Below are 25,776 nucleotides of genomic sequence, written 5' to 3' on the forward strand. Positions count from 1 at the left end.
TGGTTCTTATGGGCCCAGCATAGGGCGCTCACACTCAGAAGCCTTAGCCCAAAACGGCAACCAATGAAGGCACTGAGGCGTTTTTGCGCGGGAGGGGACCGCTCGACGACGGATGGGCGATCTTGCCCCTTGTACATGCTGATTTGGGTTACCGCATTGCCGAGCCAAGCCGGAACACTCCTGTTTCGCCTCACAACAATAAAAACAGGAGAGACGTTATGCGCATTCCCCCCTACGCGCCGTTACTGTCGCTGGTTGCACTCTGTGCAGTCGGCTCGCAGGCACACGCTTACGCGCTGTACAACGAAGACAACGGAGCAACCGTTTTGAATGCCGACCTGGGCGCTGCATTTGGCTGGTTTGGCAGTACCCATAACTACCTGGGCGATCCGCAGAAAAAATCCGGCGGCATGCATTGGCAGGAGGGTTACGTCAAATACGGCCTGAATGGCTCCACGGATAAGCTGGTTGCCGGCTCGGTCTATGGCGGCTTCAGCCTGCTCAGCAGCGGGTCGTGGGGTGACGGAGACATGGGGGCGACGACGGCGGGCGATGAGCGACGAACCGCTGTGGAAGACGCGTTCCTCGGCTGGAAATCAGGTGACCTGCTACCCGCCCTGGGCAAGGATGGCGTGGATTTCTCTTTCGGGCGCCAGATTGTCACGGTGGATGGTTTTCTGATCACCGACGATGGCTTCGACGCGGGTAACGCGTTCAGCCCCATCGAGGGCGTGCGTGATGGCCGGTTCAACCGGGGGGGCGCCTTTTACCTGGGCCAACGCCTGGCGTTTGGCAACACGGCGGTGCTGAAACTGGGTGGCAAGGAAGGGCTGCACGGCAGCGTGATATGGTTGAAATCCGACAACGCCGGGCAGTCCAAGACCGAACTGGCAGTGGGCACTATCGACTACACCACCCCCATCGGTTCGATCGGTACGACCTACGTGCATGGCCTGGATGTGGACGAGAAATACGCCTTCGCCGATCGGCTTGAGCGCAAGGGCATGAACGTCTACAGCATCCGAGGGCAGGGCAATGCCGGGATCGAAAACGCCGATTTTGCGTTTGAGGTGGCCCGCCAGGAAAAACGGTCGGGCTCACAGCGAGCGATGTTCTTCGACGCGGGTTACACCTTCGTCGATACCCCATGGCAACCGACTGTCAGCTATCGTTATTCGCGCTACTCCGAAGGCTGGGACTTCCTGTTCCAGGGCGGTTATCGCAAACGGCTCCAGGGGGAAATAGGGCTTAATTACGCGGGTTCCGTGACCTCGAACATGCAGATCAACGACATACTCCTGTCGGTTAAACCGACCGAGAAATTGACCCTTAACGCGATGGCGTTCGACTACCACCAGCTTTCCCGCCGTCATGAGCTGGATTTCGCTGCGCAGGAGCTCGATCTGTTTGTGGATTGGGCCGTCACGGATAACATCACGCTTTCGCCGCTGGTGGGCTTCTACAAACCGCAGAAGTGGCTGGGCAACGGCGGCCGGCAGAGCGGCGACGCATCAACCAACACGTACATGCAGTTCATTGTGTGGGCGACGTTCTGATTCGTTATTGAGGTCTGTCGCGGCCCCGGGCAGGCGGTGACGGCATCAATCAATCGATTGCTGCAACAAAGGCAGGTGGACGTATCGCACAGATCGGCAATCTCACTCGCCCGCCGCGTGGGCACGTCCTTCAAAATTGGGGCTGAGGCCTAGCTCGCCCGCCATGCCAGGCTATGCTCGACGACCCAGCTGGCGGGTTTGATCACGCCCTGCGGACCGAACACCAGCGGTCGCTGCGCCAGTGGTCCCATCGAAGGGGTAGCACCGGTGCGGTGCGCGGTATCCCATACACCCCAGGTCAAAACGGCGGATACCGTGCCCGTGCCGAGCACGAGGTCCAGGTATCGCTTGTAGGTGCCGGCCACGATGGCGTCGCGTTGATTCGCGTCGCCCGTCACGTGGCTGTCGTCGACGTCGAGTTCGGTGATGTAGATGCTGAGGCCCAGGTCATGCACTTGCCGCAGGAACGCGGCGAGCCCGGGGCCGAAGCCATGCGGGTCCGCGGCGCGCAAATGGGACTGAATGCCCAGCGCATGCACCGGCACGCCGCGCTGCTTCAGGGTTCGCAGGAGGGCAAGCACGGCGGCGCGCTTGCGCGTGCCAGCGGGGGAGTCGCTTTCCAGTCCGTATTCGTTGTAGCAGAGCGCGGCGTCCGGATCGGCACGGTGCGCGGCCCCGTAGGCCAGGTCGATATAGTCGGGACCGAGCATCCGGTACCAAAAGGCGTCGCGCAGCCCGCCTGTCTGCCCGTCGTCAACTTGAATGGCCTCGTTGACGACATCCCAGGAGGCAATCCTGCCACGGTAGCGGCCGACCACCGCGGCAATGTGTTGCGTCAGTACCTCCTTCGCGTTGGCGGGTGTCACCGTGCGGGTGACCCAGTCGGGCAGGGCGCGGTGCCAGCACAGTGTGTGGCCGCGCATGCGCTGATGGTTCGCCTGCGCAAACGCGAGGATAAGGTCCACGGGGGCGAAGGTGTAGCGGTCCGGGGCGGGATGGACCTGGGCCCATTTCAACGCGTTTTCCGGCACCACGATGCCCGCTTGCCGGGCCACGACGTCCCGATACGACGGGTTGGTATCGAGCAGGGCGGGATCTACCGCGAAGCCGAACGACAGCCCGTGTTGCGCAGCGACTGCGCGTAAGGGCCGAAAGGTGTCGTCGGCAAGCGCGGGGCGAACACGCAAAAGCGGCGCGAGGACCATGGCCTGCAACGTCGTAGTGAGGAAGCGTCGGCGATTGAATGGCTTCATGCGTGGGCGCTCGGAGCGTGGGAGTCGTGAACTCCATTGGATATGGATAGGTGGAAGTGTACTGAAGGTGCCCATGACTTTTTGTTAAAAAATGGCTTTGTGGGGCTTTGTTACAGGCTGTCAGGGTCGCCGAAAAACATTTTGACTGGGCTCTAGCGCAGTGATTCAAGGTCGGCCGAGTTGAAAATTGCCCCAATTTTGCCCCCTGACGCACACGGTAAATGCGAAATCGCGGTCTACTATGCAGGGCTGGTTGGCGAACAATTTGTCTTCCAGTTCCGCGCGGGATTTTGCTGGGTATGAGGAGAACTCATATCCCCATGACTTTTAATGGTTACAGCCCCTCTGGCCCCCGATGTTAAAAAGTCGCAAACACAGCTCATCAATAACAAAAAGAGCGTTTGCATTCATGACTAAGCCCCTCTGCCGCGTCCTCGCCAGCCTCGTGTTGCGCTCTTCATACCCCGATGTTTGCCACGCGATCTTCAAGACCCGCGTGCGCTTCTGATCACCCAAAATAAATCCAAAAAGAGTAATGACTCATGAGAGAACTCGACCTGTACATCGGAGAAGGTTTTGAAGGACCAGGCGTGAACGCCGCGCACATCAACATTCTGATCGGCCCGCGTAACGGTCCGGCAGGGCAGGCGTTTGCCAACAGCCTGGCGTCGCCGAGCCAGGGGCATTGCCCGTTCATGGTGATCGCCCAGCCGAACATTCCGGTCAAGCCGATGACGCTTTACGTCAATAAAGCTGCGATCAGCAGCGACTTGCATGGCAACGCCACCTGGGGCGCGTCCCAGGCTGCGATCGCCAAGGCTGTTCTGGAAGCTTTGTTGGATGGCACTTTGCCGCCGGAAGCTGAAGATGAGTGGGCCATCGTCACCGCCAACTGGGTCAACCCGGCGTGTGATGACCTTGATGCGGTGTACCTGAACAACTACAACGCCTGCCGCACCGCGATCCGCGCCGCCCTGACCGGCAAACCGGAAACTGCGCAACTGGCGGATGTGGTCGCTCACATCAGCAACCCCTTCTACACCCCAAAAGCCTGAGGTCTGCGCCATGCAATACATTCGTTTGGGCAACTCCGGCCTGCAAGTCTCCCGCCTGTGCCTGGGCACCATGAACATGGGCACCCCGGACTGGAAACCGTGGATCTTCGATGAAAAGCAAAGCGAGCCGATCGTCGCCCATGCCCTCGACAACGGGGTGAACTTCATTGACCTGGCGGATTTCTATTCCGCTGGTGTCGGTGAGGAAGTGGTGGGGCGCATCGTCAAGCGTCTGGCTCGCCGCGAAGATCTGGTGATCACCACCAAGGTCGGCTACGGCACCCGCAACGGCATCAACGCCAGCGGTCATTCGCGCAAGCACATCATGGACAGCATCGACGCCTCGCTGAAGCGCTTGAACATGGATTACGTCGATGTGTTCATGCTGCATTACTTCGATGTGAATACCCCGGTCGAAGAAACCATGAGCGCCATGAATGACATCGTGCGTTCAGGCAAGGCCCGTTACATCGGCGTGTCGACCATGCTCACCGGGCAGCTGGCGAAGATCCTCATGGCTTGCGAACGCAACGGCTGGGTCAAGCCGATCAACATGCAGCTGCAACTGAACTGCGCCTACCGCGAAGAAGAGCGCGAGATGATTCCGTTCTGTCGTGATCAGGGTCTTGGCGTTTCGGTGTTCAGCCCGCTGGCTCGCGGCTTGTTGACCGGCGATGTGCAATCGACCCGCAACCAGACCGACTTCTTCACTCAGCAGATGTACAGCGACGAGGCCTCGTTCGAGATCGCTCATTCGGTACAGCGCGTGGCCCGCGCCCGTGGTGTCTCGAACGCGCAGATCGCTCAAGCCTGGGTTGCCAATCATCCGGGCGTCGATTGCATGCTGGTCGGCGCCGACACCACCGCGCAGTTCGACAGTGCCTTGGCAGCCTTGGAAACCAGGCTCGACGCCGAAGAACTGCATGAGTTGGAACGCAACTACACCCCGTGCGACGTGATCAACGATTACACCGCCGGCAAACGCATCCTGCGCTCGGCTCGCCCAGGGCTGGAACGCTTTACTCTGACCGAGGCTGTGGCATGAGCTCGCTGATTCGTAACGGAAATTTCATCGACGGCCAATGGTCGAGCGGTGGTGCGACCTATCCGGTGTTGAACCCGGCCAATGGCGAAGTGATCGCCGACGTGCAAAAGGCCGGCGCCGAAGAAACCAACCTCGCCATCGCCGCGGCGAACCGTGCTTTGCCAGCCTGGCGAAAATTGACTGCCAAAGAGCGCAGTCAGCGCCTCAAGCGCTGGGGCGAACTGATGCTGAGCAACCAGAAAGATCTGGCCACTTTGCTCAGTCGCGAACAGGGCAAACCGCTCGCCGAAGCTATGGGCGAAGTGGTCTATGCCGCAAGCTTTCTGGAATGGTTCGCCGAAGAAGCCAAGCGCGCTTACGGCGACGTAATCCCGAGCCATAAGGCTGATGCGCGAATCATTGTGGTCAAGGAGGCCATCGGCGTGGTTGCAGCGATCACCCCTTGGAACTTCCCGCTGGCGATGGTCACGCGCAAGGTCGGTCCGGCGCTGGCGGCGGGTTGCACAATGATTCTCAAACCGTCGGAAGAGACGCCTTTGTCAGCCTTCGCCTTGGCGGTGTTGGCCGAGCAGGCGGGCATTCCGGCCGGGGTGTTCAACGTGGTTTCCGGTGACGCCGTGGCGATTGGCGGAGCACTGCAAGCTTCCGGCATCGTGCGCAAACTTTCGTTCACTGGCTCTACCCGGACCGGCAAACTACTGATGCGCCAAGCGGCGGATACGCTGAAAAAAGTCTCGCTGGAACTGGGCGGCAACGCGCCGTTCATTGTGTTTGACGATGCTGATCTGGACGCCGCCGTGAAAGGCGCGATGGCCTCGAAATTCCGCAATACCGGGCAGACCTGCGTCTGCGTGAACCGTTTCTTCATCCAGGACGGTGTTTACGAAGCGTTCACCGGCAAACTCGCCGAAGCGGTCGCTGCGATGCGCGTCGGCAGTGCGCTGGACGGTGAAACCGAGCAAGGTCCGCTGATCAACGCAGCGGCGTTGGCCAAGGTTGAGTTGCACGTGAGTGACGCCTTGGAGAAGGGCGCCACGCTGTTGTGCGGCGGTCGTCGGCATGCGCTTGGCGGCACGTTCTACCAGCCGACCATTCTCACCGATGCCACCAGCGACATGCTGATCGCCCAGGACGAAACCTTCGGCCCCGTAGCCGCGTGCTTCCGCTTCAAGGACGAAGCCGACGTATTGCAACGGGCAAATGACACGCCCTACGGATTGTCGGCGTACTTCTACAGCCGCGACATCGGTCGCGTCTGGCGCATGGCCGAAGGCCTGGAAGCCGGCATGGTCGGGATCAACGAAGGCATCATCTCCACGGAAGTCGCGCCGTTTGGCGGCATCAAGGAATCGGGCCTCGGGCGCGAAGGCTCCAAGTACGGTCTGGAAGACTACCTGGAAATCAAATACTTGTTGATGGGCGGCCTCTAGCCCCAGATCCAAACCTGTGGGAGCGGGCAAGCCAGCTCCCACAGGTACAAGCGCCATCGGTTTCATTTCTCCTTCAATAACAACAACTGGAGACGAACATGTCCGCTCAATCGATAAAGATCGATGACCTGCCCATCGGGCGCTTTCATATCAAAATTGCCGGTCTCACTTTCGGCGCACATTTTACCGACGGCTACATCCTGGGCCTGATCGGTATTGCTTTCACATTGCTCAGCCCGCAGATGCAGCTCGATGCCTTCTGGCAGGGCCTGATCGGCGCTTCGGCACTGATTGGCCTGTTTGTCGGCAGCCTGTTCTTCGGCTGGATTTCCGATAAGGTCGGGCGGCAGAAAATCTTCCTGGTCAGTTTTGTCCTGATCACCGTTGCTTCGGTGATGCAGTTTTACGCTGAAACTGCGATGCAGCTATTCCTCTGCCGGGTGCTGATCGGCATTGGCCTGGGCGGCGACTTCAGCGTCGGCCACGCGATGCTCGCGGAGTTTTCGCCGAAAAAACACCGGGGCGTGTTGCTCGGCTCATTCAGCGTCATCTGGACTTTCGGCTACGTCGCCGCGACCTTCGTCGGCACCGCGATGCTCAGCCTCGGTGATGACGCCTGGCGCTGGATGCTGGCTTCATCGGCAATCCCGGCGGCGCTCATCCTGATCGCGCGAATCGGCACACCCGAGTCACCGCGCTGGCTGGTCAACCAGGGACGGATCGCCGAAGCACGGGCGATTGTCAAAAAACACCTGGGCGATAACGTCGAACTCGACGAAACCCGCTCCACCGAAACCCGTTCCGGCTACGCAGTGCTGTTCAGCCGCGAATACCGTAAGCGCACCGCGTTCAACTGCCTGTTCTTCGTCTGCATCGTCATGCCGTACTTCGCTATCTACACCTTCCTGCCGTCGATACTGCAGAAGATGGGCCTGGCGGAGGGCTTCGGCACCGAATTGATGCTCAACATGCTGCTGATCCTCGGCGCATTGATCGGCATCTGGTGCACAGTGAAGTTCTCGCGCCGAGGCTTCCTGATCAATTCGTTCATCATCCTGGCGGTAGCCTTGTTCCTGCTGGCGGCATTGCCGGGCAGTGCGGCGTTCCTGATGGTGCTGGTGTTCGGCGTGTTCACGCTGGTGTTGTCGGCGGTGAGCAATCTGGTGGGCGTGTTCCCGGCCGAGAGCTTTCCGACCGAAGTGCGGGCCAGCGGGATTGGCCTGGCAACGGCGGTGAGTCGCTTGGGCTCGGCGGTCAGCACGTTCCTGTTGCCGGTGAGTGTGGCGGGTATCGGCTTGAGCCCGACCATGGGCATCCTGGCGTCGATTCTCGCACTGGGCGCGATCATTTCCTGGGCTTGGGCACCGGAAACCAAGTCCCTGACACTGAGCCAGGCGTGCAAGGCGCAGGGTCCGATGGAGAGCGTGGCACCCGCTGCCACAAAGATCGCAGCGCCAATCTAAAACCCACCACACACCCAATGTGGGAGCGGGCTTGCTCGCTCCCACATTTGAAAATGTCGGTGTTTCAGGGGTTGCTGACCAATCCCAACCAATCCGTAAACAACTGCACTTTCGACAGCCCCCGTTTCTCATTCGCCACATCCAGCCAATACCCGTAAGGCCCGACCACTTCCACAGCAGTGATCGGCAACAGACTGCCACTCGCCAGTTCCTTTTCAATCATCTGTCGGTCAATCACCGCCAGCCCACCACCGGCCAGTGCCGTGTGGATCACCTGGTCCAGCGTGCTGAACTCCAGCCCTTGCGCGGCATCGACATCCTCGCGGCCCATCGCCGCCAACCAATTCTCCCACACCTTCAAGCGTTTGCCGTCATGCAGGATGTGCAATAGCGCAAACTCCCGCAGATCCGGCGGCTGGCCATTGACGAACAACTCCGGGCTGGCCACTGCCATGTGCCGCTCCATCACCAGCAACTGACTGCTGCAATGGTTGGCCGCTTCGAGGCCGAAGCGGATGTGGCAGTCGATCTCCGCGAGGCTGTCGTTGCCGTTCTGGTGGGTCACGCTGAGACTGATGTTCGGGTAGCGCTGGCAGAACGCGCGCAAATGCGCTGATAACCAACGCGTGGCCCAGGTGGGTGGTGCGACGATGCGTAGGCGTTGGCGCAGGTTCGGCACACTCACCGCTTGAAGGGCACGTTCGACTTGGTCGAAGGCATCGCTCAATTGGGGGGAGAGGGCAAGGCCGGTTTGGGTCAGCGACAGGCCTTGGGGTGTGCGGATAAACAGCGCCACGCCGAGATAATCTTCAAGCTGCTTGATCTGACGGCTGACCGCGCCTTGGGTGACGTTCAGACCCAAAGCCGCCTGGCTGAAACTGCGATGCCGCGCGACTTCTTCAAAGACGCGCAGCATGTTGAGCGAGGGCAGTTGACGCATTAAAGGGTGACTCCATACCCGCCTTCGACGCTGTAGTGCGTGGGCAGGTTTATTGTTTTTGGTGAATATTCTGTACGACGTATCTGACTCCTTTCTGAGAGGTTGATGCAAGTGGTGTTTGGGTAAAGTCTTCGCGAGCAAGCCCGCTCCCACAGGTTATGCGCTAAACCTGTGGGAGCGGGCTTGCTCGCGAAGATGCCTTCCAGAAACGCCGGACAATCCGGATCAGAAGTAGTACCCAATGTTCATGTACAGCTGATTCTCCCACTGGTTACTCCCACCAGACGCCAGGCTTTGGGTGTAACTGCTGCCACCAATGTACGGGTCATTTTTGCCGTACAACCATTCCGTCGCGATCCACAGTTTGCTGAAGGAAAACGAGGTCCCGAGGATCAGCCGTTGCGAGGTCTTGAACGCGTCGGCGGATTTATCGAAGGCGCTGTAGTTGGCGTACAGCTTCACACCGCTTATCTGGTCGAACAGGTATTTGCCGGCGACGTCATAGCTCAGGTCGGCGACGTACAAATTGCCTCGACTGGCGACGTTGTAGGTGCCGTCGTACCCGCCGAGTGTGACCACTTCATCGCTGCCACGGTTGCGCGGCGACATCTGTTGCCGCGCCGCTTGCAGTTGCACGCCCCATGGGCCGTTCTTGCCGAGGTAATGCACGGCCACCGCGTTGCGGCGGCCATCGTTATCGGTGTCCTTGTTTTCCAGGGTCGAGGTCAGGCCCGAGATGCCAATTTCGGATTTCCACGCGCCGAGGTCCAGGGCTTTGGCCACGCGCAGCACCACGGTATTCCGCTCCTGGTTGTCGCTGCCGTCGCCCACGTAGCTGTCGGCCCCGGACACCACGCTGGAATACGTCACCCCTTTGCTCGTGCCCTTGCCTTGCCACGCCGGGCGCAGGTAATAGCCGGCCTGGATATTCCAGTCGCCACTTTGCTGGATGTACTTGGCGCCGACCTGTTGTACATCTTCCAGGCCGATGACGTTGCCCAGGGTTTCGTAAAAGGTGCTGCCGAAGTAAGGCTGCAACCCGAACGGCACGGTATTCAGCCCCACCTGCACCTGCTGGTCGGGATTGAACTTGTAGCCGACCCAGGCGAACTTGGCGAATTGGATATCGCCGTAGTTCTTGGTGTACTGGTAAGGATAGGAGCGCCCGTAGAAGCGGTACTGGGCCTCGCCGATCCAGGTGTCGGAGTTGTACTTGGCGCTGAGGAACACCGTGTCCAGGCCGAACTTCTGTATGTCCCGGTCCGGGTCATAGTCCCAGCGCGCCCGGATGGCGCCGCCGAGGTCAAGGTTGTCGGTGATCTGCACCGCCATGGCCGGGGCTGCGAAGGCGCCGAGCAGCGGAATGAGGGCGATGGAGCGGACCGCAATCTGGGTAGTTGTGCGCACAGTGATACTCCTGGTTTTTAGTTATCGTTGGCAACAGCAGCCCATGCAGCAGCGAACGCTGCTACCTGGGAAAAGGGTTGTTGACTCAGTTGGCTTGCGGTCGAATCAGCCTCAGCGTTGGTTCGATGGCAGACACCTGCGGGATCGCCGAAGCACCGGGTGCCGCCGCGAGCAGGGTCTGGGTGTAGGCGTTTTGCGGTCGCAACAACACCTGTTCGGCCGTGCCGTATTCCACCACTTCGCCCTGGCGCATCACCGCGATGTAGTCACTGATCTGCGCTGCCACGCGCAGGTCGTGAGTGATGAACAAGATGCTCAGGTTGAGGCGCTGTTGCAGCTCGGCGAGCAGCTCCAGCACCTGTTTTTGCACCGAGACATCCAGCGCCGAGACACTTTCATCCGCGATCAGCACTTCCGGGCGCATTGCCAAGGCCCGGGCAATGCCGATGCGTTGGCGCTGACCGCCGGAGAACTGTCGGGGCTTGCGCTTGAGGGCGTCACGCTTGAGCCCGACCTGTTCCAGCAGATCACCGGCCTCGGTCCACGCATCCTTGGCCGACAACCCGCGCAATTGCGCCGCGCGTGCGATGATGTCGCCGACCCGATGGCGTGGATTGAGCGAGCCGTACGGGTCTTGGAAAATCATCTGAATCCGCCGTCGATTGGCCGCCAGCGCAGAACCGCGCAACGCGAGGAAATCCGTATCACCGACCCAGACGTGGCCGCTGTCGCTTTCCACCAGCCGAATCGCCGCTTTCACCAAGGTACTTTTGCCCGAGCCGGACTCACCCACAATCGCCAGCGTCTTGCCCCGTGGCAGTTGCAGCGAGACATCCTTGAGCGCCGGGATCAACCTGCCGCCGACGTTGTAGGTTTTGGTCAGATGCTCGATGCGCAACGCAAGCTCACCGTCGGCGCACGGTGCGTGCAGCTCTGGGTGCAGGGCCGGAACAGCGGCAATCAACTTGCGCGTGTACGGGTGTCTTGGCGCATCCAGGACTTGATCGCGCTCACCGATTTCCACCAGCACACCGCCCTCCATCACCGCGATGCGGTCAGCGATTTCTGCCACCACGCCGAAGTCGTGCGTGATGAACAGGATGCCGTGTTGACCACGACCGCGCAGGTCGCGAACCAGTTTCAGCACTTGGGCTTGCGTGGTCACATCCAGCGCCGTCGTCGGCTCGTCGGCAATCAGCAAATCCGGGTTCATCGCCAGCGCCATGGCAATTACCACCCGTTGGCATTGGCCGCCCGAGAGTTGATGCGGGAAGCTGTTGGCAATCCGTGGCGGGTCGGGCAATTGAGTCGAGTCGAGCAGGGCGAGCATGCGTTCGCGGCGCTCCGTGGCGGGCATCTGCGGCGCGTGAATGTCGAAGATTTCCTCGACCTGCTGACCAATGCGAATCGCCGGATTCAGCGCCGCCATGGGCTCCTGGAAAATCATCGCAATGCGATTGCCGCGCAGCTTGCGCAGAGCATTTTCATCCATGCGGCAAATATCGTCGCCGAGGAAATCAATCACGCCTTCAGTGTGGCGCAGGCCTTTGGCGTAATCGCCCATGATCGCGGCCGAGAGTACCGATTTTCCTGAGCCCGACTCGCCGATAACACAGAGAATTTCGCCTTTGCGTACATCCAGGCTGATGCCCTTGACGGCGTGGCTACGATCGGCGCCGGCGGGCAGTTCGATGGAGAGGTTTTCCACTCTCAATACTTGTTTATGACTCATGCTCAGCTCCTTGCGCCTTTCTGGGCGTGTTCGTCCAGACCGTCCGCCAACAGGCTCAGGCCCAGCATCAGGGTGGAGATGGCAATGCACGGGAAGATCACCAAGTGCGGGAAGGCGATGGCCATGCTGCGGCCTTCGTTGATCATTCCGCCCCAGTCAGGGGTCGGCGGTGGCAGGCCGAGGCCGAGAAAGCCAAGGGCGCCGATCATGATCGCGGTGTAGCCGATGCGCAGGCAGAAATCGACGATCAAAGGGCCACCGCAATTTGGCAGGATTTCCACCAGCATGATCCGCAGCGATCCTTCGCCCTGGGTGATGGCGCTGAGCACGTAGTCCCGGGAACGAATGTCGATGGTCAGCGCGCGCATGATCCGGAAGATCGCCGGGGCACTGGTGAAGGTCACCGCAATCAGGATGTTAAGCGCCGACGCGCCGAGGGCGATGATGATCACGATGTACAACACCAGCATTGGAAACGACAGCACGGTGTCGGCGACATAGGACAGCAGCGCATCGACCCAACCATTGAAGTAGCCGGCGCACAGGCCCATGGCGATGCCGACGGCGAATGCGGTCAGCGTCGCCAAGATCGACCAGAACAGTACGGTGCGCGTGCCCCATATCAGGCGCGAGAGAATGTCCCGGCCGATCATGTCTGTGCCCAGCAGGAAGCGCAGGCCGTCGCCATCCGGAGTCATCGGCGTCAGCAGTGGGGTGAAACTCTCCAGCGGGTCATGAGGCGCCAGCCACGGCGCGAACAGCGCCATCAGCACCCAGCCGCCGACCAGCAACAAACCGAGCAACGCCAGGGGATGTTTGAACGCGTTGAGGACATTCATTGCCCACCTCCGCCAAGACTGCGCAAGGTAATGCGCGGGTTGAGCCAGGTGTAGGCCAGGTCCGAGAAAATTTTAGTCGCGCCGACGACGATGCCGCTGATCATCGCGCAGGCTTCGATCAGGTAGACGTCATGGTTCAGCGACGCGGTGTAGAGCAGCGAGCCGAAGCCTTTGTAGGCGAAGAACACCTCGACCACGATCACGTTCGACAGCAGCCACGGGATGTACAACATGATTACGGTGATTGGCGCGATCAGCACGTTACGCAGCGCATGGCGCAACACGATGCGTGAGGTCGACGCGCCTTTGAGGCGGGCAGTGCGGATGTACGGCGCCTGCATCACTTCGACCATCGAGGCACGCGTGATCCGCGCCAGATAACCGATGCCGAACAGGCACAGCACCATCAGTGGCAGTGCCAGTTCCACCGGGTTGAAGCCGTCGCTCATGCTGCTCACGCCCGGGAGCCAGTTAAGCCAGAACACGAATATCGCCGAGACAAACACCGCACTGGCGAAGTCTGGAATCGAGGTGGTGACGATCGACAGAAACGACACCAGTCGATCCACCGCCGAGCCCTGGCGAATCCCCGCGAGAATGCCCAGGGTCAACGCCACCGGCACCATCACCGCCAACGCCAGACCCGCAAGGGTCAAGGTTTGCGCGAGGTTCGGCAGCAGCAGGTCAATCACCGGCTCACGAAAGTGCACCGAAGTGCCCCAGTCGCCGCTGAGGAAATCCTTCAGCCACACCAGGTAGCGCCAAACGAAAGGTTGGTTGTAACCGTGCTCCACCAGCCATGCGGCGCGTTGGTCCGCAGCGGAGTAGGGACCGAGGACGTTGATTGCGACGTCCTCAATGTTCAATTCCAGGGCCAGGAATACGATCACCGACACCGACAGCAACGTTGCCGCCAGCGCCAATAACTTGCGCAATAGAAATTCAGCCATGCTTGCACGCTCCGGCTAATCAAGGGATGGCGGCCCGCCGCAACTGAGTGGGCGGGCTGGTTCGGGGCGCTTGAATCAGGCGCTCAACCAGACTTGATCCATTGGGTAGAAGTCCGACGGGTGAACCTGAAAGCCCTGGACCTTCTTGCTCGCGGCGGTGAACTTGTCGCCCCAGAACGGCTGGACCATGACGCAGGCGTCTTGCAGGATCTGCTCGACGCTTTGCATGGCCACGGCCCTTTGCTTGGGGTCGATAATGCCCATGGCGTTATCCAGCGCGGCGTCGAACGCCGGGTCGCTGTAGTGGCTTTCATTCCAGGCTGCACCGCTGCGGTAGGCCAGTTCCAGCGACATCACACCAAGCGGGCGGTGTGCCCAGTAGGTGAGGCTGAACGCGGCCTTGTCCCAGATCGGCCAGTATTGCGTCGCTGGGATCACTTTGAGGTTGATGCGGATGCCGGCCTCGGCGCAGTTCTGCTGGAGGATCTGCGCGCAGTCCTGTTCGTAGCGGCCCTGGGTGTTGCCGACGATCAGGTCGATGTCGATGCCGTTCGGGTGGCCGGCGTCGGCGAGCAGTTTCTTCGCACCCGCCACGTCTCGCGCACGTTTGGGCAGCGGGAAATACTCCGGGTGGGACGGCGCGACATGATGGTCTTCGCCCAGGGTGCCCATGCCGCGATAGGCGATTTTCAGCATCTGCGCGTTGTCGGCGCAGAGCACCACGGCTTTGCGAATGCGCAGGTCGTCAAACGGTTTCTGGTCGCAGGCCATGCGCATGACGATGGTTTGTGCCGACTTGCAGGTGAGCAATTGCGCGCCCGGCAAGCGTTTCGCCAGATCCAGTTCGGCCACCGTTACCCGGTACAACACATCCACTTGCCCAGCCTGCAGCGCGGCGAGATGGGTGGAAATGTCGGTGCCCATGTCGACGTAGCGCAGCTCTTCGAGGTTCGCCGGTTTGCGCCAGTAATCGGCACGCTTGGCGAAGGTCGCCTGCTTGTTGACCGCGAACGAGACCAGTTTGAACGGCCCGGTGCCAAGCGGGTTTTTCGCCCAGTCGTCACCGGCCTTGAAGCTGCGGTGCACGATGGCGCAGGTGAAGGCATTGAGCATTTCCGGGATCGCCAGCATCGGCCGTTTGAGCACCAGGCGGAACTGGAAGTCACTGACTTTTTCGAAAGCTGTGATGTCCTGGAACGCGGTGCGGTTGACCGACTTGGAGTCGGCGGCAATCCAGCGTTCGATGTTGTGCTGCACGTCCTCGACGTTGAAGGTGTCGCCGTTGCTCCACTTCACGTCCTGGCGCAGGTTGAAGGTCCAGGTTTTCAGGTCGTCGGACGGGCTCCAGCTCTCGGCCAGGTACGGGTGAGTGATGTTGTCGGCATCGACCCAGGTCAGAAATTCGAGGCTGTTGCGCAGCAGGTTCGAGGCTTCGATCCAAGTAATCAGCATCGGGTCCTGGATTTCCTGGATGGCGCAGGCAAACCGCAGGCTGCCACCCTGGCGCGGCGTTACCGCGTCAGCGGCGTGGGCCGAATTACCGAGCAGCGCGGAACCGAGGAAGGTGCTGGCGCTGGCGGCGGTGATGCCCAGCAGCGCGGCGGTGCGCAGGAATTGGCGACGATTGATTGCGCCACTTTTGACTTGGGTGCACAGGTCGTTTACCGCTGGATGCGGCAAGGCGCCGTCCAGTGTCATTAAGTCTTTCATATGCCTCTCCGATAACGTGCAAAAGTGCGTTTTTCGACTGGCCGCAAATGGGGCGAGCGGCAGACGCGGTCGGTTCGATGAACCGACGCTGTCAGTGGCCGGCAGCGCGAAGGCGCAGGCGTGACAGGCGTGAAGCCGGCAGTAGAGCAAGGCGCAACGAGATCAGAAGGACGGAGGCTGGGTATGACATAGGGCTGCTCTCATGTTGTTTTTATTAGAGATGCCCGCAGTTTTGTCATCTGCGCAACGATCGACAAACGATAAATTCAACGCTGAAACGTTCGATAAATGCATGTTACTGACCGTAAGGAAGGCTGCCGCTTGAGCTAGACAGGCCGGACGGAGGAAAGCGCGGGTACGAAACACTGCGCGGTGGCCGCAAACGCCCCTTGTTCCGGGTGGGAACAAGGGGAAAACCGGACGATGTCGAAGAAGGAGGTTACGGCACCGTCCGGGGTAACTCAGCGCGGCATCAGGCGCGCATCGAACGGATAGTCCGAGAGCAACTCGATGCCGTTTTCGTGGATGTAAATCTGCTCTTCGAGCTTGACCCCTTCGCCGCCTGCATCATGGCCGATGTAGCTCTCCACGCAGATGGTCATGCCGGCTTCGAACACCCCGTCGTAACCCAGTGCATCAATGTCTTCGCGGTGCACCACGTACGGGTATTCACCGGTCATGCCAACGCCGTGGGCCAGGGCGAAATAGCGGTTGGCCTTGTAGTTGTCCGGGATTCTCCAGGCCAGCTCGGCGTATTCCTTGAAGCTGCGGCCGGCCTTGAGCATTTCCATGTTGGTCTGCACTTGTTCGTAGGCCAGTTTGTACAACTCCTGTTGCTTGGCGGTGGCGGCTTGCTCGCCGCACAGGAAGGTCCGTGAAAAGTCCGCGTAGTAACCGAAACGCCCAACCACATCGGTGTCCAGCGCTACCAGGTCACCGGCTTCGATGGGCCGGGTGCTGCATTCCTGGAACCACGGATTGGTGCGCGGTCCGGAGGACAGCAGGCGGGTTTCGACGTAGTCGCCGTCGGTAGCGATCACGTGCTGGTGCAAGTGCGACCACAGTTCGTTTTCGCTGATGCCCGGCACCAGTTTGCTTTCCATCAAGCGCACGCCGGCCTCGGTGGCACGCAGGCTGGCGCGGATCATCTTCAGCTCGTTCGGCACCTTGATGCAGCGCGCGCGCTCCAGCGGTTCCTGGGCATCGAATATCTGGTAGCCGAGTTTTTGCAGTTCGAACGCAGCGGCTGAAGTCGCGCTTTCGATGGCGACGCGTTTGTTGCCGCCGCCGTGTTGGCGCACCAATTCACCGATTTCAGCGGCCCATTCGGCGGTGACGTTATTCAGGAAGCTGTCGCAGAAGTAATAGGAGATGGCCTTGGCCGGGCGCACTTCATCGACGGTGTTGAGCTGTTCGGCCAGGTGCAGGCAGCCGCCGAATTCGAAGACCACCACCGGGCCTTCTGCCGGGATGAAAGCGTAACGCGCCGGGTTGCGCGCCGAGTACACCTGCATGTTGCGCGAACCGGTGGCGTAGCGCATGTGGGTCGGGTCGAACAGCACGCACGCGGCGTAGTCGCGTTTTTTCAGTTCGTTGCGCACCCGTTGCAAACGGTCGAGCTGGATCTGCTGGATCTCGGCGTAGGTCGGTTCGCAGTCGGCGGGGTTGCGGTTAGGGCCGGACAGACTCATGGGGTGTTCCTCGCAAGGCAAATACGGTTGGTTTTTTTCTAGGATTTTTTTGGGGGGATCAGTCGAGCAACTGGTCGCTGCGCACCAGGTTGCGTTCGGCTTGCAGATGGGCTTCGGACAGGCGTCCGTAAAGCTGCTTGGTACGCTGGGCGCGGCCGATGATTCCGGGCTTTTCGGAGTAGGCGAAGATCGCTGTATTACGTTCAGTGGCGCCCTGGACTCGAGTGACCCGGTGCACCGAAAAGCGGCCCTTGAAAATCTGCAAGTCGCCTGGGTTGAGTTCCAGTTCCTGCACCCGGCTGCGGTCGTCGCCGCGCACCACATTGCCGACGGCGCCAAGGTTTTCCTGGGTGCGCGTGCGGATCATCGGCGCGTACTCGAACAAGCCGCCGGCCTCGGGCTTCTGGGTCATCATGCTGACGATGAATTCGTTGGTATCGAAGTGCCAGGGCTGCTCGGTGCCTTCGGGCATCACGTTGATCACCAGCCCGGCGAACGGGTCGGCGTATTCGAAAATCTCCGGCTCGTCGAGGCAGGCACCTATAAATCGCTTCATCATCGGCGAGACGTACAGGCGATGAATGATCGCGTCCGGGGCAATCATGTCTCGCGTAACAAAACCGCTGGTGCGCTCCATGAATGTGCGGCGCGGATCATCCTGGGGCAGGGCGGGGTCGTCTTCGGTGAAGTAGGCGTTGACCTTGCGCACCGAATAAAAAGTTTTGCCCGACAGCGCCTGACCCTCGGCACGCGCCTGTTCCAGCGCCTCGGGCCGCAGGAAGTTCTTCAGCAGGCAGCAACCATCCTCGGCCAGTTCGGCACGAGCGTGTTCGATCAGCGCCTGCAACCGGACATGGCCCGAATCATGTATGGGGTACAACTCGGTATTTATAATGTCGCTGATATCGCCCACTTCGGCGTCGGCAAGTTGAAGGCTCATGCAAGTCTCCTGGAACTATCAATTAACAGTGTTTGGCGTTGAATCGATAGTTGCTTAAAGAGGTGCGAAGTGGAAATTACAAGTTGTGATCGAATCCATCGGCAGGGGCGATAGTTATGTCAGGCGAACTGGATGGAAGCTTACTGAAAGTGTTTGTTGCGATTATCGAGTGCCACGGATTTTCTGCGGCGGCCGAGCGCCTGCACAAAACCCAATCGACCATCAGCCAGAATTTGCAGCGCCTGGAAGAGATCGTCGGCACGCCGTTGGTTCAGCGCACCAGTCGCTCGGTGAGCCTGACACCGGGTGGCGAGACGTTTCTGATCTATGCGCGGCAGATCCTCAAGCTGCATGCCGATGCGATCAACGCCGTGCAACTGCCCGATGAGCAGGTATGCGTTCACGTCGGCATGCCCGAGGACTACGCCCAGTTTTGCCTGGCCGAGGTGTTGCGCGACTTTCAGGCGCAGTTTCCCCAAGTGCGGCCGGATATTTGTTGCGAGATGTCGACGGCGCTGGTCAGTCGTTTGCAACGCGGTGAATTGGACCTGGTGCTCGGCGTGCAACATGCCAATCTACAAGCGGGTGAATACCTGTGTGATGAGCCGCTGGTGTGGGTGGCGGCTGAGGGGTGGTGCGCCGGTGCTCAGGCGTCGGTGCCGCTGGCAGTGTATGCCGAGGGCTGCGCCTTTCGAGCCAACGCCGTGCGGGCGCTGGCCGAGGCCGGGCGGGCGTGGCATGTGGTTTACACCAGCCAGAGCCCGCGTGGTATTGGGATTGCCATTGAACAGGGCCAGTCGGTCGGTGTTACGGCGCGGCGCCTGGTGCCGGCAGGTTGGCAGGTGCTGGACGAGGCTCAGGGCTTTCCGCCGATTGAGCCCGCGCGGTTGATGTTCTGGCGTTCTACTCAGTGCGAGGCGTTGGCTGTGGAGGCCTTGGTGGATATTCTGTCGCGTCGCTTGGGCCGTTCAGAGTGGCTGGCCGAGCGTCGGCTCACAGCGTTGACGGCGAGCCATCAGCCTCAGCAATAACAGGCTGGCGGTGACCCAGCAGACGATCCAGCCGTGTACCAGGCCAAACTGCCCGGTGGCCTGCAGCAGCCAGCCGCACAGCCAGTTTGCGGTGGCGCTGCCCAAGCCATAACCGACCATGCTCAGACTCACCACTTGCAGGCTCTGCACGGGGCTCAAGCGTGCGCTGAGGTAGGCGGCCATCAAGCCCCAGACAGGGAAATAGAACAGCGCGAACAGCCCGGCCGCCAGCCAGGTCAGATTCAAGCTCGGTTGCCAGAGCAGGGCGAGCATCGCCAGGCCGAAGGCGCTGATACTCAACGCCATCACCCTTAATGCCCCCCAGCGATCGGCGAGCGAACCCAACAACAAACCGCCGACTGCCCCGCCAATCCCGATCAGTGTCCACAATGAGCCGGTGATCTGTGCGTTGGCGCCCAGCCGTTCGCTGGCAAACGCCGAGAGAAAATTCAGGAAGGGGCCGCTGATCCCGCCAATAAAGGCGCTGAGCAGCAGTATGTGCAGCGCCACCGGGTAATCCAGGCACAGCTTCAACCATTGCCTGAGTATCCGGCGCAGCGATGGCGCGCTGCTTTTCTTGATGCGCTGGCCTGTCGCCAACGGCGCCAGGACCCAAAAGGTCAGTAGGGTGACCATCAGTGTCAGCCCGGCGCAAATCAGCCAGAAGTGCCGCAGCGAGATGCCCTGCAACAGAGCGATCAGCATACCGTTAAGGCCGATCGCAAACGCCGCCCCCGACGATGCCAGCCCCAGTACACGGCTGCGGTGGGAGGCGGGGATCACTTCGCCGGCCAGTGCGGCGATGGCATTCCAGTTCGCCACCGCGCAGGCCGAGACCAGTGCCAGGCATAATGCGTACGGCAGCACCCACGGGGTGGCGACCGCCAGGGCCAGCAGCGCCGGGCTCAAGGCCATCGTCAGCCGTACCATATTACGCGGGCTGATCCACGCCGCGGCGATGCCACTGACAATCGAAGCGCCCATGTAGAACAGTTGCAGTAGCGCCGCGATGAACGCGGCCTGGCTGTAGCTCAGATCGAACACCTGGCGAATCTGGGGTAATAAGGCCGAATAAAGGAAAATACTGAAGCCGTGGGTGGTGGCGTTACACGCCGTAAAGATAAGCGCCAATAAAACAGTACTTCTTGTGGGTGAGCGTGTGTTGAGTGGCATGGGGTTGGCTCGGTCAGTTTAATTGCTATGGAATGGGGCGTAGGTGAAAGAGCTGCCCTAGATAAGTGCGTTAACTTAGGTGGGTATTTAGTTGAATAAGACTAGCGCCTATATAAATAAAACAGCCAGTGCTTAATAGTCGTGAGTGTGCTGCGAAATACGCATGCTATTTATACGTCAGCGACAGTGGCAGGGCTGAAACCGACGTCATTGAATATTGCCAATTACCTGTGGCGAGGGAGCAAGGCAATCGGCCCGCACAACACAAAAATGCATGTTACTCAGGAAATTTCCCGCAAGCCGTGGGATGCTTGTGGCTCGTCAGCCCCAGCGCGAGTCCTGTTCATGAAACGCAAAATGCCCGCGCTCAATGCGCTCAAAGCCTTTGAAGTGGCCGGTAATACCGGCAGTTTTACCCGGGCGGCGGAGCTGCTCAACGTCACGCAAAGTGCCGTCAGCCGCCAGGTGCGCCAGCTCGAAGAACAGCTCGGCGAGAATCTGCTGGAACGTCGGCATCACCACCTTGAACTGACCAGCGCCGGCCGGGTTTTGCTGCGGGCGCTGCATCAATCCTTCGACAAAATCGAGCTGACGGTGCGTAGCATCCAGCAGAAGTCCCACGCCAATCGCCTGCACATCAACGCACCGCCAACGTTCACCAGCCGCTGGCTGATGCCGCGCCTGGGACGGCTGCGGGAGAAACACCCCGAATTGGAACTGAGCATCACCACGCGTTTGCAGGACAGCCTGGCGGAAACCAGCACCCTGGACTGCGCGATCCGCTTTGGCGATGGCGAATGGGATGGGCTGGACAGCTCGCTGCTGCTCCAGGAACGGCACATTGCGGTGTGTGCTCCGTCCTTGTATGCGCGGGAGTGGAGCGAGCGCGGCATCGACCTTAATCGCCTGACCTTGCTGCATGTGTTGGCCAGGGAAGACCAGCGTTATCTGACTTGGAAACACTGGCTCGACGCGGCGAAAATCAGCGGCGTGGATACCCAGGGCGGTTATGAATTCGACCTGCTGGACCTGGCGATTCGTGCGGCCACCGACGGCTTGGGCATCACCATTGCCGACTGGAACATGGTTGCCCCGGAGCTGGCCAGCGGGCAGTTGACCCAAGTACTGAACGTGCATGTGGAAGGGCATCAATCCTACTGGTTGGTGACTCGGCCGGAGCAGACCTTGATGCCGCAATTGCAGGTGTTCAGCCAGTGGTTGCAGGAGGAAATCTGGTTGGCGCAAAGGCAGCTCGAACCCTCCACCGCCGCCGGTTAACCCCCAACCTTCATGGGAAATCTGATGACTTCTCGCGTAACCTGCATTTTTTGAATGTTACCCCGCTCAATAAATCGTTTGTTCAAGCCCCTCAGGATGCCAAAACTGCGGGAACTGGATAAAAACAACGATGGGCGATGCACATGCGACTTGAGCGAAACTTTGTAAACGGTCACTTCATTGAGCCTGCCAGCGATGCGCTGATTGCGGTCTACAACCCGGCCACCGAAGCCTTGGTCGGTCAGGTCTCGGCCGCCACCAGCGCTGAAGCCACCGCCGCCGTCGAGGCTGCCGCCGCCGCCCAGAAGCGCTGGGGCAAGCTCACCAGCATCGAACGCGCCGAGCACTTGCGCTCATTCGCTGACGCGTTGGAGGCCTGCGCTGAGAGCATCGGTGCCGCCTTGGCCGCCGAGTCCGGCAAAAGTGTCAGCGACGCCAGCAACGAAGCCCGTTACGCCGCGCAAATCACCCGTTACCACGCCGAATGGGCGCGGCGGATCGAAGGCGAGATTATCCCCAGCGATACCCCGAACGAAAACCTCTTTCTGCACCGCGAGCCGATTGGTGTGGTCGCCTGCCTGATTCCGTTCAACTACCCGGTCTACACCTTGCTGCGCAAAATCGCCCCGGCGCTTATTGCCGGTAATACCGTGGTGGTGCGCCCAAGTAACAACACCCCGACCTCGGCATTTGAAATCGCCAAGGCTGTGCAGCAATCCGGTTTACCGGCCGGCGTGGTCAACATACTGACCATGGACCATGCCACCGCCGCAACGGTCTGCACCCACAAAGCCGTAGGCTTGATTACCCTGACCGGCAGCGTCAACGCCGGGCGCATCGTGCTCGATTATTGCAAGGCCAACATCGCCAAGCCGTCCCTGGAACTGGGCGGCAAAACCCCGGCAATCATTGAAGCCGACGCTGACCTTGAAGCTGCCTCCAGCGCTATCGTCGCGTCCAAGACTACTCACTGCGGTCAGTTGTGCACGGCGGTGGAGCGGGTTTATGTGCAGGAGAGTGTCTACGAACAATTTCTCGCGTTGCTCAAAGCCAAAATCAGCGCCGTGAAGTTTGGCGACCGCGCCACCGACGCCAGCCTGATGGGTCCATTGGTCAACGCAAGCTCGCGGCAAAACATCCACGCCATGGTCGAGCGTGCCGTCGCCGACGGTGCGGTACTGGAAACAGGCGGTTTTATGCCTGAGGGCAACGGTCATTTCTACCCGCCGACGCTTTTAAGCAACTGTCGCCAGGACATGGAAATCATCCAGGAAGAAATCTTCGGCCCGGTGCTGCCCGTGCTCAAGTACCGCGACATCGAAGAAGCGCTGGCCATGGCCAACGATCATCAGTTCGGCCTGTCGTCGGTGCTGTACACCGAGAACTATCGCACCACCCTGAAAGTCGCCAACACCATCGAGGCCGGCGAGTTGTACATCAACCGGACCCCGGCCGACCCCTACCAGGGCTTCCACGCCGGATGGAAACGTTCGGGCCTGGGCGGTGATGACGGCAAGCACGGCATGCTCGAATTCACCCAGACCCGACTCGTGGTGATGAAGTACTAGACCGGCAGCTACAAGTTCCAAGCGTCAAGCGGCAAGTAAAAGCGAACGGCAGCCGGCTCTGAATTGCCGCTTGTAGCTTTGCGCTTGCTACTGCTCCAAACCTATAAAAACAATTATTGGGGCGCCCGGACCACCGGGCTGCCCGAGGTCTCACAGATGTCCAAGTCTGCAACCACTGTTGCCGCTGTTCAGGGTTCGAGCGCGGGTGCAAAAAGCCACAGTGACACGGGAAGTCGCTACGTCCAGTTAATGCTGCTGGTGCTGGCCGCCGGGGCGATCTACCCGATCCTGTACCTGCGGCAGGTTTACCAGACCACCATGCTTGAGGTGTTCCAGATCAACCACAGCGAGCTGGGTTATCTGTACTCCATGCTAGGGACGATTTTCCTGCTTAGCTATTTGCCGAGCGGTTGGTTGGCCGACCGGATCGCGCCACGGTTTTTGATTTTCTTTTCGCTGGTGGCCACCGGAGCCTTGGGGCTTTGGTACTCCACGGCACCGTCGATGGCCGGTTTGATGATCATCTTCGGTTGCTGGGGCCTGACCACCGGCCTGACGTTCTGGGCCTCGGTGCTCAAGCGGGTGAAGATGATTGCTCATCAGACTGAACAGGGTCGGTTCTTCGGCATCCTTGACGGCGGTCGCGGTCTGGTCGAGGCGTTGCTCGCAACGGTCGCCCTGGGGCTGTTCGCGTTCGCCACTGAAACCCGTGGCGAGTCCGCCGCTGAAGGTTTCAAGCACGTGGTCTACCTCTACGCCTTCACCTGTATCGCCATCGGCTGTGTGCTGGTGCTGATCAAGGACCCGAAGTCGATGGAGGACACCGCGCCAGTGGAGAAGGGCAAGTACAACCTGCTCAGTGACCTGACGACGCTGGTGAAAATTCCGGAGCTGTGGTTGGTGACTGCCATCGTGTTCTGCGGTTACCACATCTTCTGGGCGACCTACAGCTTCTCCGATTATTTGCAGGGCGGCGGCATGACCGCCGTCATGGCCGGCACCATCACCACCATCAAGCTGTGGATGCGCCCGATTGGCGGTATCGGTGGCGGCTGGCTCGGTGACAAGTTCTCGAACATTTCGGTGCTGATCGTAGCGCTATTTCTGGCGACGTTGGCGATGGTCGGCCTGATCGTATTCCCGGCGCTCAACAGCATGGGCCTGCTGGTCGGTACGGTGATCTTCATCGGCCTGATGACGTATGCGATTCGCGGGTTGTACTGGGCGATCCTGGACACCTGCAACATTCCGCTGCGCATTACCGGCCTGGCCATCGGCATTGTCTCGGTGGTCGGTTACCTGCCGGACGCCTTCATTCCATTGATCAATGGCTACCTCACCGAGCACTTCCCCGGCGCCTTTGGTTACAAGCTGTATTTCGGCTACATCGCCTTCGTCGGCCTGGTCGGGACCCTCGCGGCCCTGACCTTGCGCGCGCGTATCAATCGTCAATCTTCGAATAAAACAGGTGCCTGAGATGAAAATCGTCGCCCTTGAAACCCATATCGTTGCCGTCCCGCCACCGCACATAGGCGGCATGTATTGGCTGTTCGTCAAGCTCAAGACCGATTGTGGCATTGAAGGTGTCGGCGAAATCTACGCTGCGACCTTCGGCCCCAAAGCCATGCTGCCGATCATCGAAGACGTGTTTGAACGCTACTTGCTCAACCACGACCCGCATCACATCGAGCGCTTTTTCCGTCAGGCTTATTCGAGCGGTTTCACCCAGCGTCCCGACCTGACCATGATGGGCGTGGTCAGCGGCCTGGAGATGGCCTGCTGGGACATCATCGGCAAAGCGGCGAACAAGCCGGTCTATGAATTGCTTGGCGGCAAGGTCAATGAGCGTCTGCGTTCCTACACCTACCTGTACCCGGTCAACAGCCAGGGTGAGTACGACTACGATGACCCGGACCTGGCTGCCGAATGCGCCATAGAAAACATGAATAAAGGCTTCACCGCCGTGAAGTTCGACCCGGCCGGGCCGTACACCGCGTACTCCGGGCACCAGATTTCGCTGGAAGTGCTGGAGCGCTGCGAAACCTTCTGCCGAAAGATCCGCGAAGCGGTGGGCGACAAGTGCGACCTGCTGTTCGGCACCCACGGGCAAATGGTCCCGTCCTCGGCGATTCGCCTGGCCAAGCGCCTGGAGAAGTACGACCCGTTGTGGTTTGAAGAGCCGGTGCCACCGGGGCAGGAGGAGGCGATGGCGCAAGTCGCGGCCAAGACCACCATTCCGATTGCTACGGGCGAGCGGCTGACCACCAAGTACGAATTCTTCAAGCTGTTGCAGGCCGGCGGTGCGTCGATTCTACAAATGAACGTCGCCCGCTGCGGCGGGCTACTGGAGGCCAAAAAAATCGCGAGTATGGCTGAGGCCTATTACGCGCAGATCGCACCGCACCTTTATAACGGGCCGATTGGCGCGGCGGCGAGTTTCCAGTTGGCAACCTGTACCCCGAATTTCCTCATCCAGGAAAGCATCATGACCTGGGGCGGTTTCCACGCCGAAGTCCTGACCAAGCCGCTGCAATGGGAGGACGGCTACATCATCCCGTCCACCGAGCCGGGCCTTGGGGTGGAGCTGAACATGGACGTGGTGCGCAGGCATTCGCCCTATACCGGTGAGCGTTTGCACCTGCAAATGGCGCCGGCCCCGGCAGACGTCAAAGACACATCGCCGGCCAGAGGCTGACGGTATTTCCCGTCTTTCAG

20 protein-coding genes and 1 pseudogene are annotated in these 25,776 nt (G+C 60.2%); 11 read left to right on the plus strand and 10 right to left on the minus strand.

Going from position 1 to position 25,776, the window contains the following annotated elements; genetic code table 11:
* Positions 1–218 precede the first annotated feature (218 nt).
* Together ACXX81_RS09295 and ACXX81_RS09300 are read left to right on the plus strand one after the other, a co-directional pair.
* Complete coding sequence (locus ACXX81_RS09295) at positions 219–1,556, plus strand: alginate export family protein (protein WP_209982272.1); 1,338 nt, start codon at positions 219–221, stop codon at positions 1,554–1,556.
* A 29-nt stretch (positions 1,557–1,585) separates the two neighbouring features.
* Positions 1,586–1,663: pseudogene (locus ACXX81_RS09300) on the plus strand (NAD(P)-dependent alcohol dehydrogenase); the annotation flags it as partial.
* A gap of 42 nt (positions 1,664–1,705) precedes the next feature.
* On the opposite strand, the gene ACXX81_RS09305 reads toward ACXX81_RS09300, so the two are convergent.
* Positions 1,706–2,809 (minus strand): endo-1,4-beta-xylanase, encoded by a 1,104-nt coding sequence (locus ACXX81_RS09305; protein WP_209982270.1) that lies wholly within the window; start codon positions 2,807–2,809, stop codon positions 1,706–1,708.
* 542 nt (positions 2,810–3,351) lie between these two features.
* Here ACXX81_RS09305 and fae point away from each other — a divergent pair.
* The 4 genes from fae (at position 3,352) to ACXX81_RS09325 (ending at position 7,802) form a co-directional block, all read left to right on the plus strand.
* The gene (gene fae, locus ACXX81_RS09310; RefSeq protein ID WP_209982268.1) at positions 3,352–3,864 is read left to right on the plus strand and encodes a formaldehyde-activating enzyme; all 513 of its coding nucleotides are present in this window, start codon (positions 3,352–3,354) and stop codon (positions 3,862–3,864) included.
* Positions 3,865–3,874: 10 nt separating this feature from the next.
* Positions 3,875–4,909: an aldo/keto reductase gene (locus ACXX81_RS09315; protein ID WP_209982266.1), complete on the plus strand. Its 1,035-nt coding sequence runs from the start codon at positions 3,875–3,877 to the stop codon at positions 4,907–4,909.
* A complete protein-coding gene (locus ACXX81_RS09320; RefSeq protein WP_458571554.1) occupies positions 4,906–6,339 on the plus strand; it encodes an NAD-dependent succinate-semialdehyde dehydrogenase in 1,434 nt (477 codons plus the stop codon). Before ACXX81_RS09315 ends, ACXX81_RS09320 begins: the two co-directional genes overlap by 4 nt.
* Positions 6,340–6,437: 98 nt before the next feature.
* Positions 6,438–7,802, plus strand: a complete 1,365-nt coding sequence (locus tag ACXX81_RS09325) for an MFS transporter (protein ID WP_458571555.1) — start codon at positions 6,438–6,440, stop codon at positions 7,800–7,802.
* Between the two features lie 64 nt (positions 7,803–7,866).
* Here the strand turns inward: ACXX81_RS09325 and ACXX81_RS09330 are convergent, their stop codons facing one another.
* From ACXX81_RS09330 to ACXX81_RS09365, 8 genes are all read right to left on the minus strand, one after another.
* Positions 7,867–8,742 (minus strand): LysR substrate-binding domain-containing protein, encoded by an 876-nt coding sequence (locus ACXX81_RS09330; RefSeq protein WP_458571556.1) that lies wholly within the window; start codon positions 8,740–8,742, stop codon positions 7,867–7,869.
* 225 nt (positions 8,743–8,967) lie between these two features.
* On the minus strand, positions 8,968–10,074 hold the full coding sequence (locus ACXX81_RS09335) for a hypothetical protein (protein WP_245229211.1): 1,107 nt from the start codon (positions 10,072–10,074) through the stop codon (positions 8,968–8,970).
* 160 nt (positions 10,075–10,234) lie between these two features.
* A complete protein-coding gene (locus ACXX81_RS09340) occupies positions 10,235–11,881 on the minus strand; it encodes a dipeptide ABC transporter ATP-binding protein (protein WP_322213706.1) in 1,647 nt (548 codons plus the stop codon).
* Between the two features lie 2 nt (positions 11,882–11,883).
* Positions 11,884–12,720 carry an ABC transporter permease gene (locus tag ACXX81_RS09345; RefSeq protein WP_458571557.1) on the minus strand — a complete coding sequence of 279 codons (837 nt, stop codon included), beginning with the start codon at positions 12,718–12,720 and terminating at the stop codon, positions 11,884–11,886.
* Positions 12,717–13,670, minus strand: coding sequence for an ABC transporter permease (locus ACXX81_RS09350; protein ID WP_122462729.1), 954 nt, complete (start codon positions 13,668–13,670; stop codon positions 12,717–12,719). The genes ACXX81_RS09345 and ACXX81_RS09350 overlap by 4 nt, the downstream gene beginning before the upstream one ends.
* 75 nt (positions 13,671–13,745) lie before the next feature.
* Positions 13,746–15,380 carry an ABC transporter substrate-binding protein gene (locus ACXX81_RS09355; RefSeq protein ID WP_322213705.1) on the minus strand — a complete coding sequence of 545 codons (1,635 nt, stop codon included), beginning with the start codon at positions 15,378–15,380 and terminating at the stop codon, positions 13,746–13,748.
* A 461-nt stretch (positions 15,381–15,841) separates the two neighbouring features.
* Positions 15,842–17,071: a M24 family metallopeptidase gene (locus tag ACXX81_RS09360; RefSeq protein WP_209982250.1), complete on the minus strand. Its 1,230-nt coding sequence runs from the start codon at positions 17,069–17,071 to the stop codon at positions 15,842–15,844.
* 58 nt (positions 17,072–17,129) lie between these two features.
* Positions 17,130–18,011 carry a HalD/BesD family halogenase gene (locus ACXX81_RS09365; RefSeq protein ID WP_209982248.1) on the minus strand — a complete coding sequence of 294 codons (882 nt, stop codon included), beginning with the start codon at positions 18,009–18,011 and terminating at the stop codon, positions 17,130–17,132.
* Positions 18,012–18,127: 116 nt separating this feature from the next.
* Between ACXX81_RS09365 and ACXX81_RS09370 the strand changes: the two genes are divergently transcribed.
* Positions 18,128–19,042 (plus strand): LysR family transcriptional regulator, encoded by a 915-nt coding sequence (locus ACXX81_RS09370; RefSeq protein ID WP_322213704.1) that lies wholly within the window; start codon positions 18,128–18,130, stop codon positions 19,040–19,042.
* Here ACXX81_RS09370 and ACXX81_RS09375 read toward each other — a convergent pair.
* Complete coding sequence (locus tag ACXX81_RS09375; protein ID WP_322213703.1) at positions 18,980–20,215, minus strand: MFS transporter; 1,236 nt, start codon at positions 20,213–20,215, stop codon at positions 18,980–18,982. The genes ACXX81_RS09370 and ACXX81_RS09375 overlap by 63 nt on opposite strands.
* A gap of 345 nt (positions 20,216–20,560) precedes the next feature.
* On the opposite strand from ACXX81_RS09375, the gene ACXX81_RS09380 reads away from it, so the two are divergent.
* From ACXX81_RS09380 to ACXX81_RS09395, 4 genes are all read left to right on the plus strand, one after another.
* Positions 20,561–21,493 (plus strand): LysR substrate-binding domain-containing protein, encoded by a 933-nt coding sequence (locus tag ACXX81_RS09380; protein ID WP_322213702.1) that lies wholly within the window; start codon positions 20,561–20,563, stop codon positions 21,491–21,493.
* Between the two features lie 143 nt (positions 21,494–21,636).
* Positions 21,637–23,061: an aldehyde dehydrogenase gene (gene aldA, locus ACXX81_RS09385; RefSeq protein ID WP_322213701.1), complete on the plus strand. Its 1,425-nt coding sequence runs from the start codon at positions 21,637–21,639 to the stop codon at positions 23,059–23,061.
* A gap of 156 nt (positions 23,062–23,217) precedes the next feature.
* On the plus strand, positions 23,218–24,537 hold the full coding sequence (locus ACXX81_RS09390) for an MFS transporter (RefSeq protein WP_322213700.1): 1,320 nt from the start codon (positions 23,218–23,220) through the stop codon (positions 24,535–24,537).
* A gap of 1 nt (position 24,538) precedes the next feature.
* Positions 24,539–25,756, plus strand: a complete 1,218-nt coding sequence (locus tag ACXX81_RS09395) for a mandelate racemase/muconate lactonizing enzyme family protein (RefSeq protein WP_209982235.1) — start codon at positions 24,539–24,541, stop codon at positions 25,754–25,756.
* The last annotated feature ends 20 nt before the right edge of the window (positions 25,757–25,776 follow it).

This window comes from Pseudomonas sp. GNP013 (assembly GCF_054343995.1).

Coding starts and splice junctions, on each gene's coding strand:
- ACXX81_RS09320 (WP_458571554.1), top strand. CDS start 4,906: ATGAGCTCGCTGATTCGTAACGGAAATTTCATCGACGGCCAATGGTCG.
- ACXX81_RS09380 (WP_322213702.1), top strand. CDS start 20,561: ATGAAACGCAAAATGCCCGCGCTCAATGCGCTCAAAGCCTTTGAAGTG.
- fae (WP_209982268.1), top strand. CDS start 3,352: ATGAGAGAACTCGACCTGTACATCGGAGAAGGTTTTGAAGGACCAGGC.
- ACXX81_RS09395 (WP_209982235.1), top strand. CDS start 24,539: ATGAAAATCGTCGCCCTTGAAACCCATATCGTTGCCGTCCCGCCACCG.
- ACXX81_RS09325 (WP_458571555.1), top strand. CDS start 6,438: ATGTCCGCTCAATCGATAAAGATCGATGACCTGCCCATCGGGCGCTTT.
- ACXX81_RS09375 (WP_322213703.1), bottom strand. CDS start 20,215: ATGCCACTCAACACACGCTCACCCACAAGAAGTACTGTTTTATTGGCG.
- ACXX81_RS09345 (WP_458571557.1), bottom strand. CDS start 12,720: ATGAATGTCCTCAACGCGTTCAAACATCCCCTGGCGTTGCTCGGTTTG.
- ACXX81_RS09370 (WP_322213704.1), top strand. CDS start 18,128: ATGTCAGGCGAACTGGATGGAAGCTTACTGAAAGTGTTTGTTGCGATT.
- ACXX81_RS09305 (WP_209982270.1), bottom strand. CDS start 2,809: ATGAAGCCATTCAATCGCCGACGCTTCCTCACTACGACGTTGCAGGCC.
- ACXX81_RS09360 (WP_209982250.1), bottom strand. CDS start 17,071: ATGAGTCTGTCCGGCCCTAACCGCAACCCCGCCGACTGCGAACCGACC.
- ACXX81_RS09390 (WP_322213700.1), top strand. CDS start 23,218: ATGTCCAAGTCTGCAACCACTGTTGCCGCTGTTCAGGGTTCGAGCGCG.
- ACXX81_RS09330 (WP_458571556.1), bottom strand. CDS start 8,742: ATGCGTCAACTGCCCTCGCTCAACATGCTGCGCGTCTTTGAAGAAGTC.
- ACXX81_RS09350 (WP_122462729.1), bottom strand. CDS start 13,670: ATGGCTGAATTTCTATTGCGCAAGTTATTGGCGCTGGCGGCAACGTTG.
- ACXX81_RS09315 (WP_209982266.1), top strand. CDS start 3,875: ATGCAATACATTCGTTTGGGCAACTCCGGCCTGCAAGTCTCCCGCCTG.
- aldA (WP_322213701.1), top strand. CDS start 21,637: ATGCGACTTGAGCGAAACTTTGTAAACGGTCACTTCATTGAGCCTGCC.
- ACXX81_RS09295 (WP_209982272.1), top strand. CDS start 219: ATGCGCATTCCCCCCTACGCGCCGTTACTGTCGCTGGTTGCACTCTGT.
- ACXX81_RS09340 (WP_322213706.1), bottom strand. CDS start 11,881: ATGAGTCATAAACAAGTATTGAGAGTGGAAAACCTCTCCATCGAACTG.
- ACXX81_RS09355 (WP_322213705.1), bottom strand. CDS start 15,380: ATGAAAGACTTAATGACACTGGACGGCGCCTTGCCGCATCCAGCGGTA.
- ACXX81_RS09365 (WP_209982248.1), bottom strand. CDS start 18,011: ATGAGCCTTCAACTTGCCGACGCCGAAGTGGGCGATATCAGCGACATT.
- ACXX81_RS09335 (WP_245229211.1), bottom strand. CDS start 10,074: ATGGCGGTGCAGATCACCGACAACCTTGACCTCGGCGGCGCCATCCGG.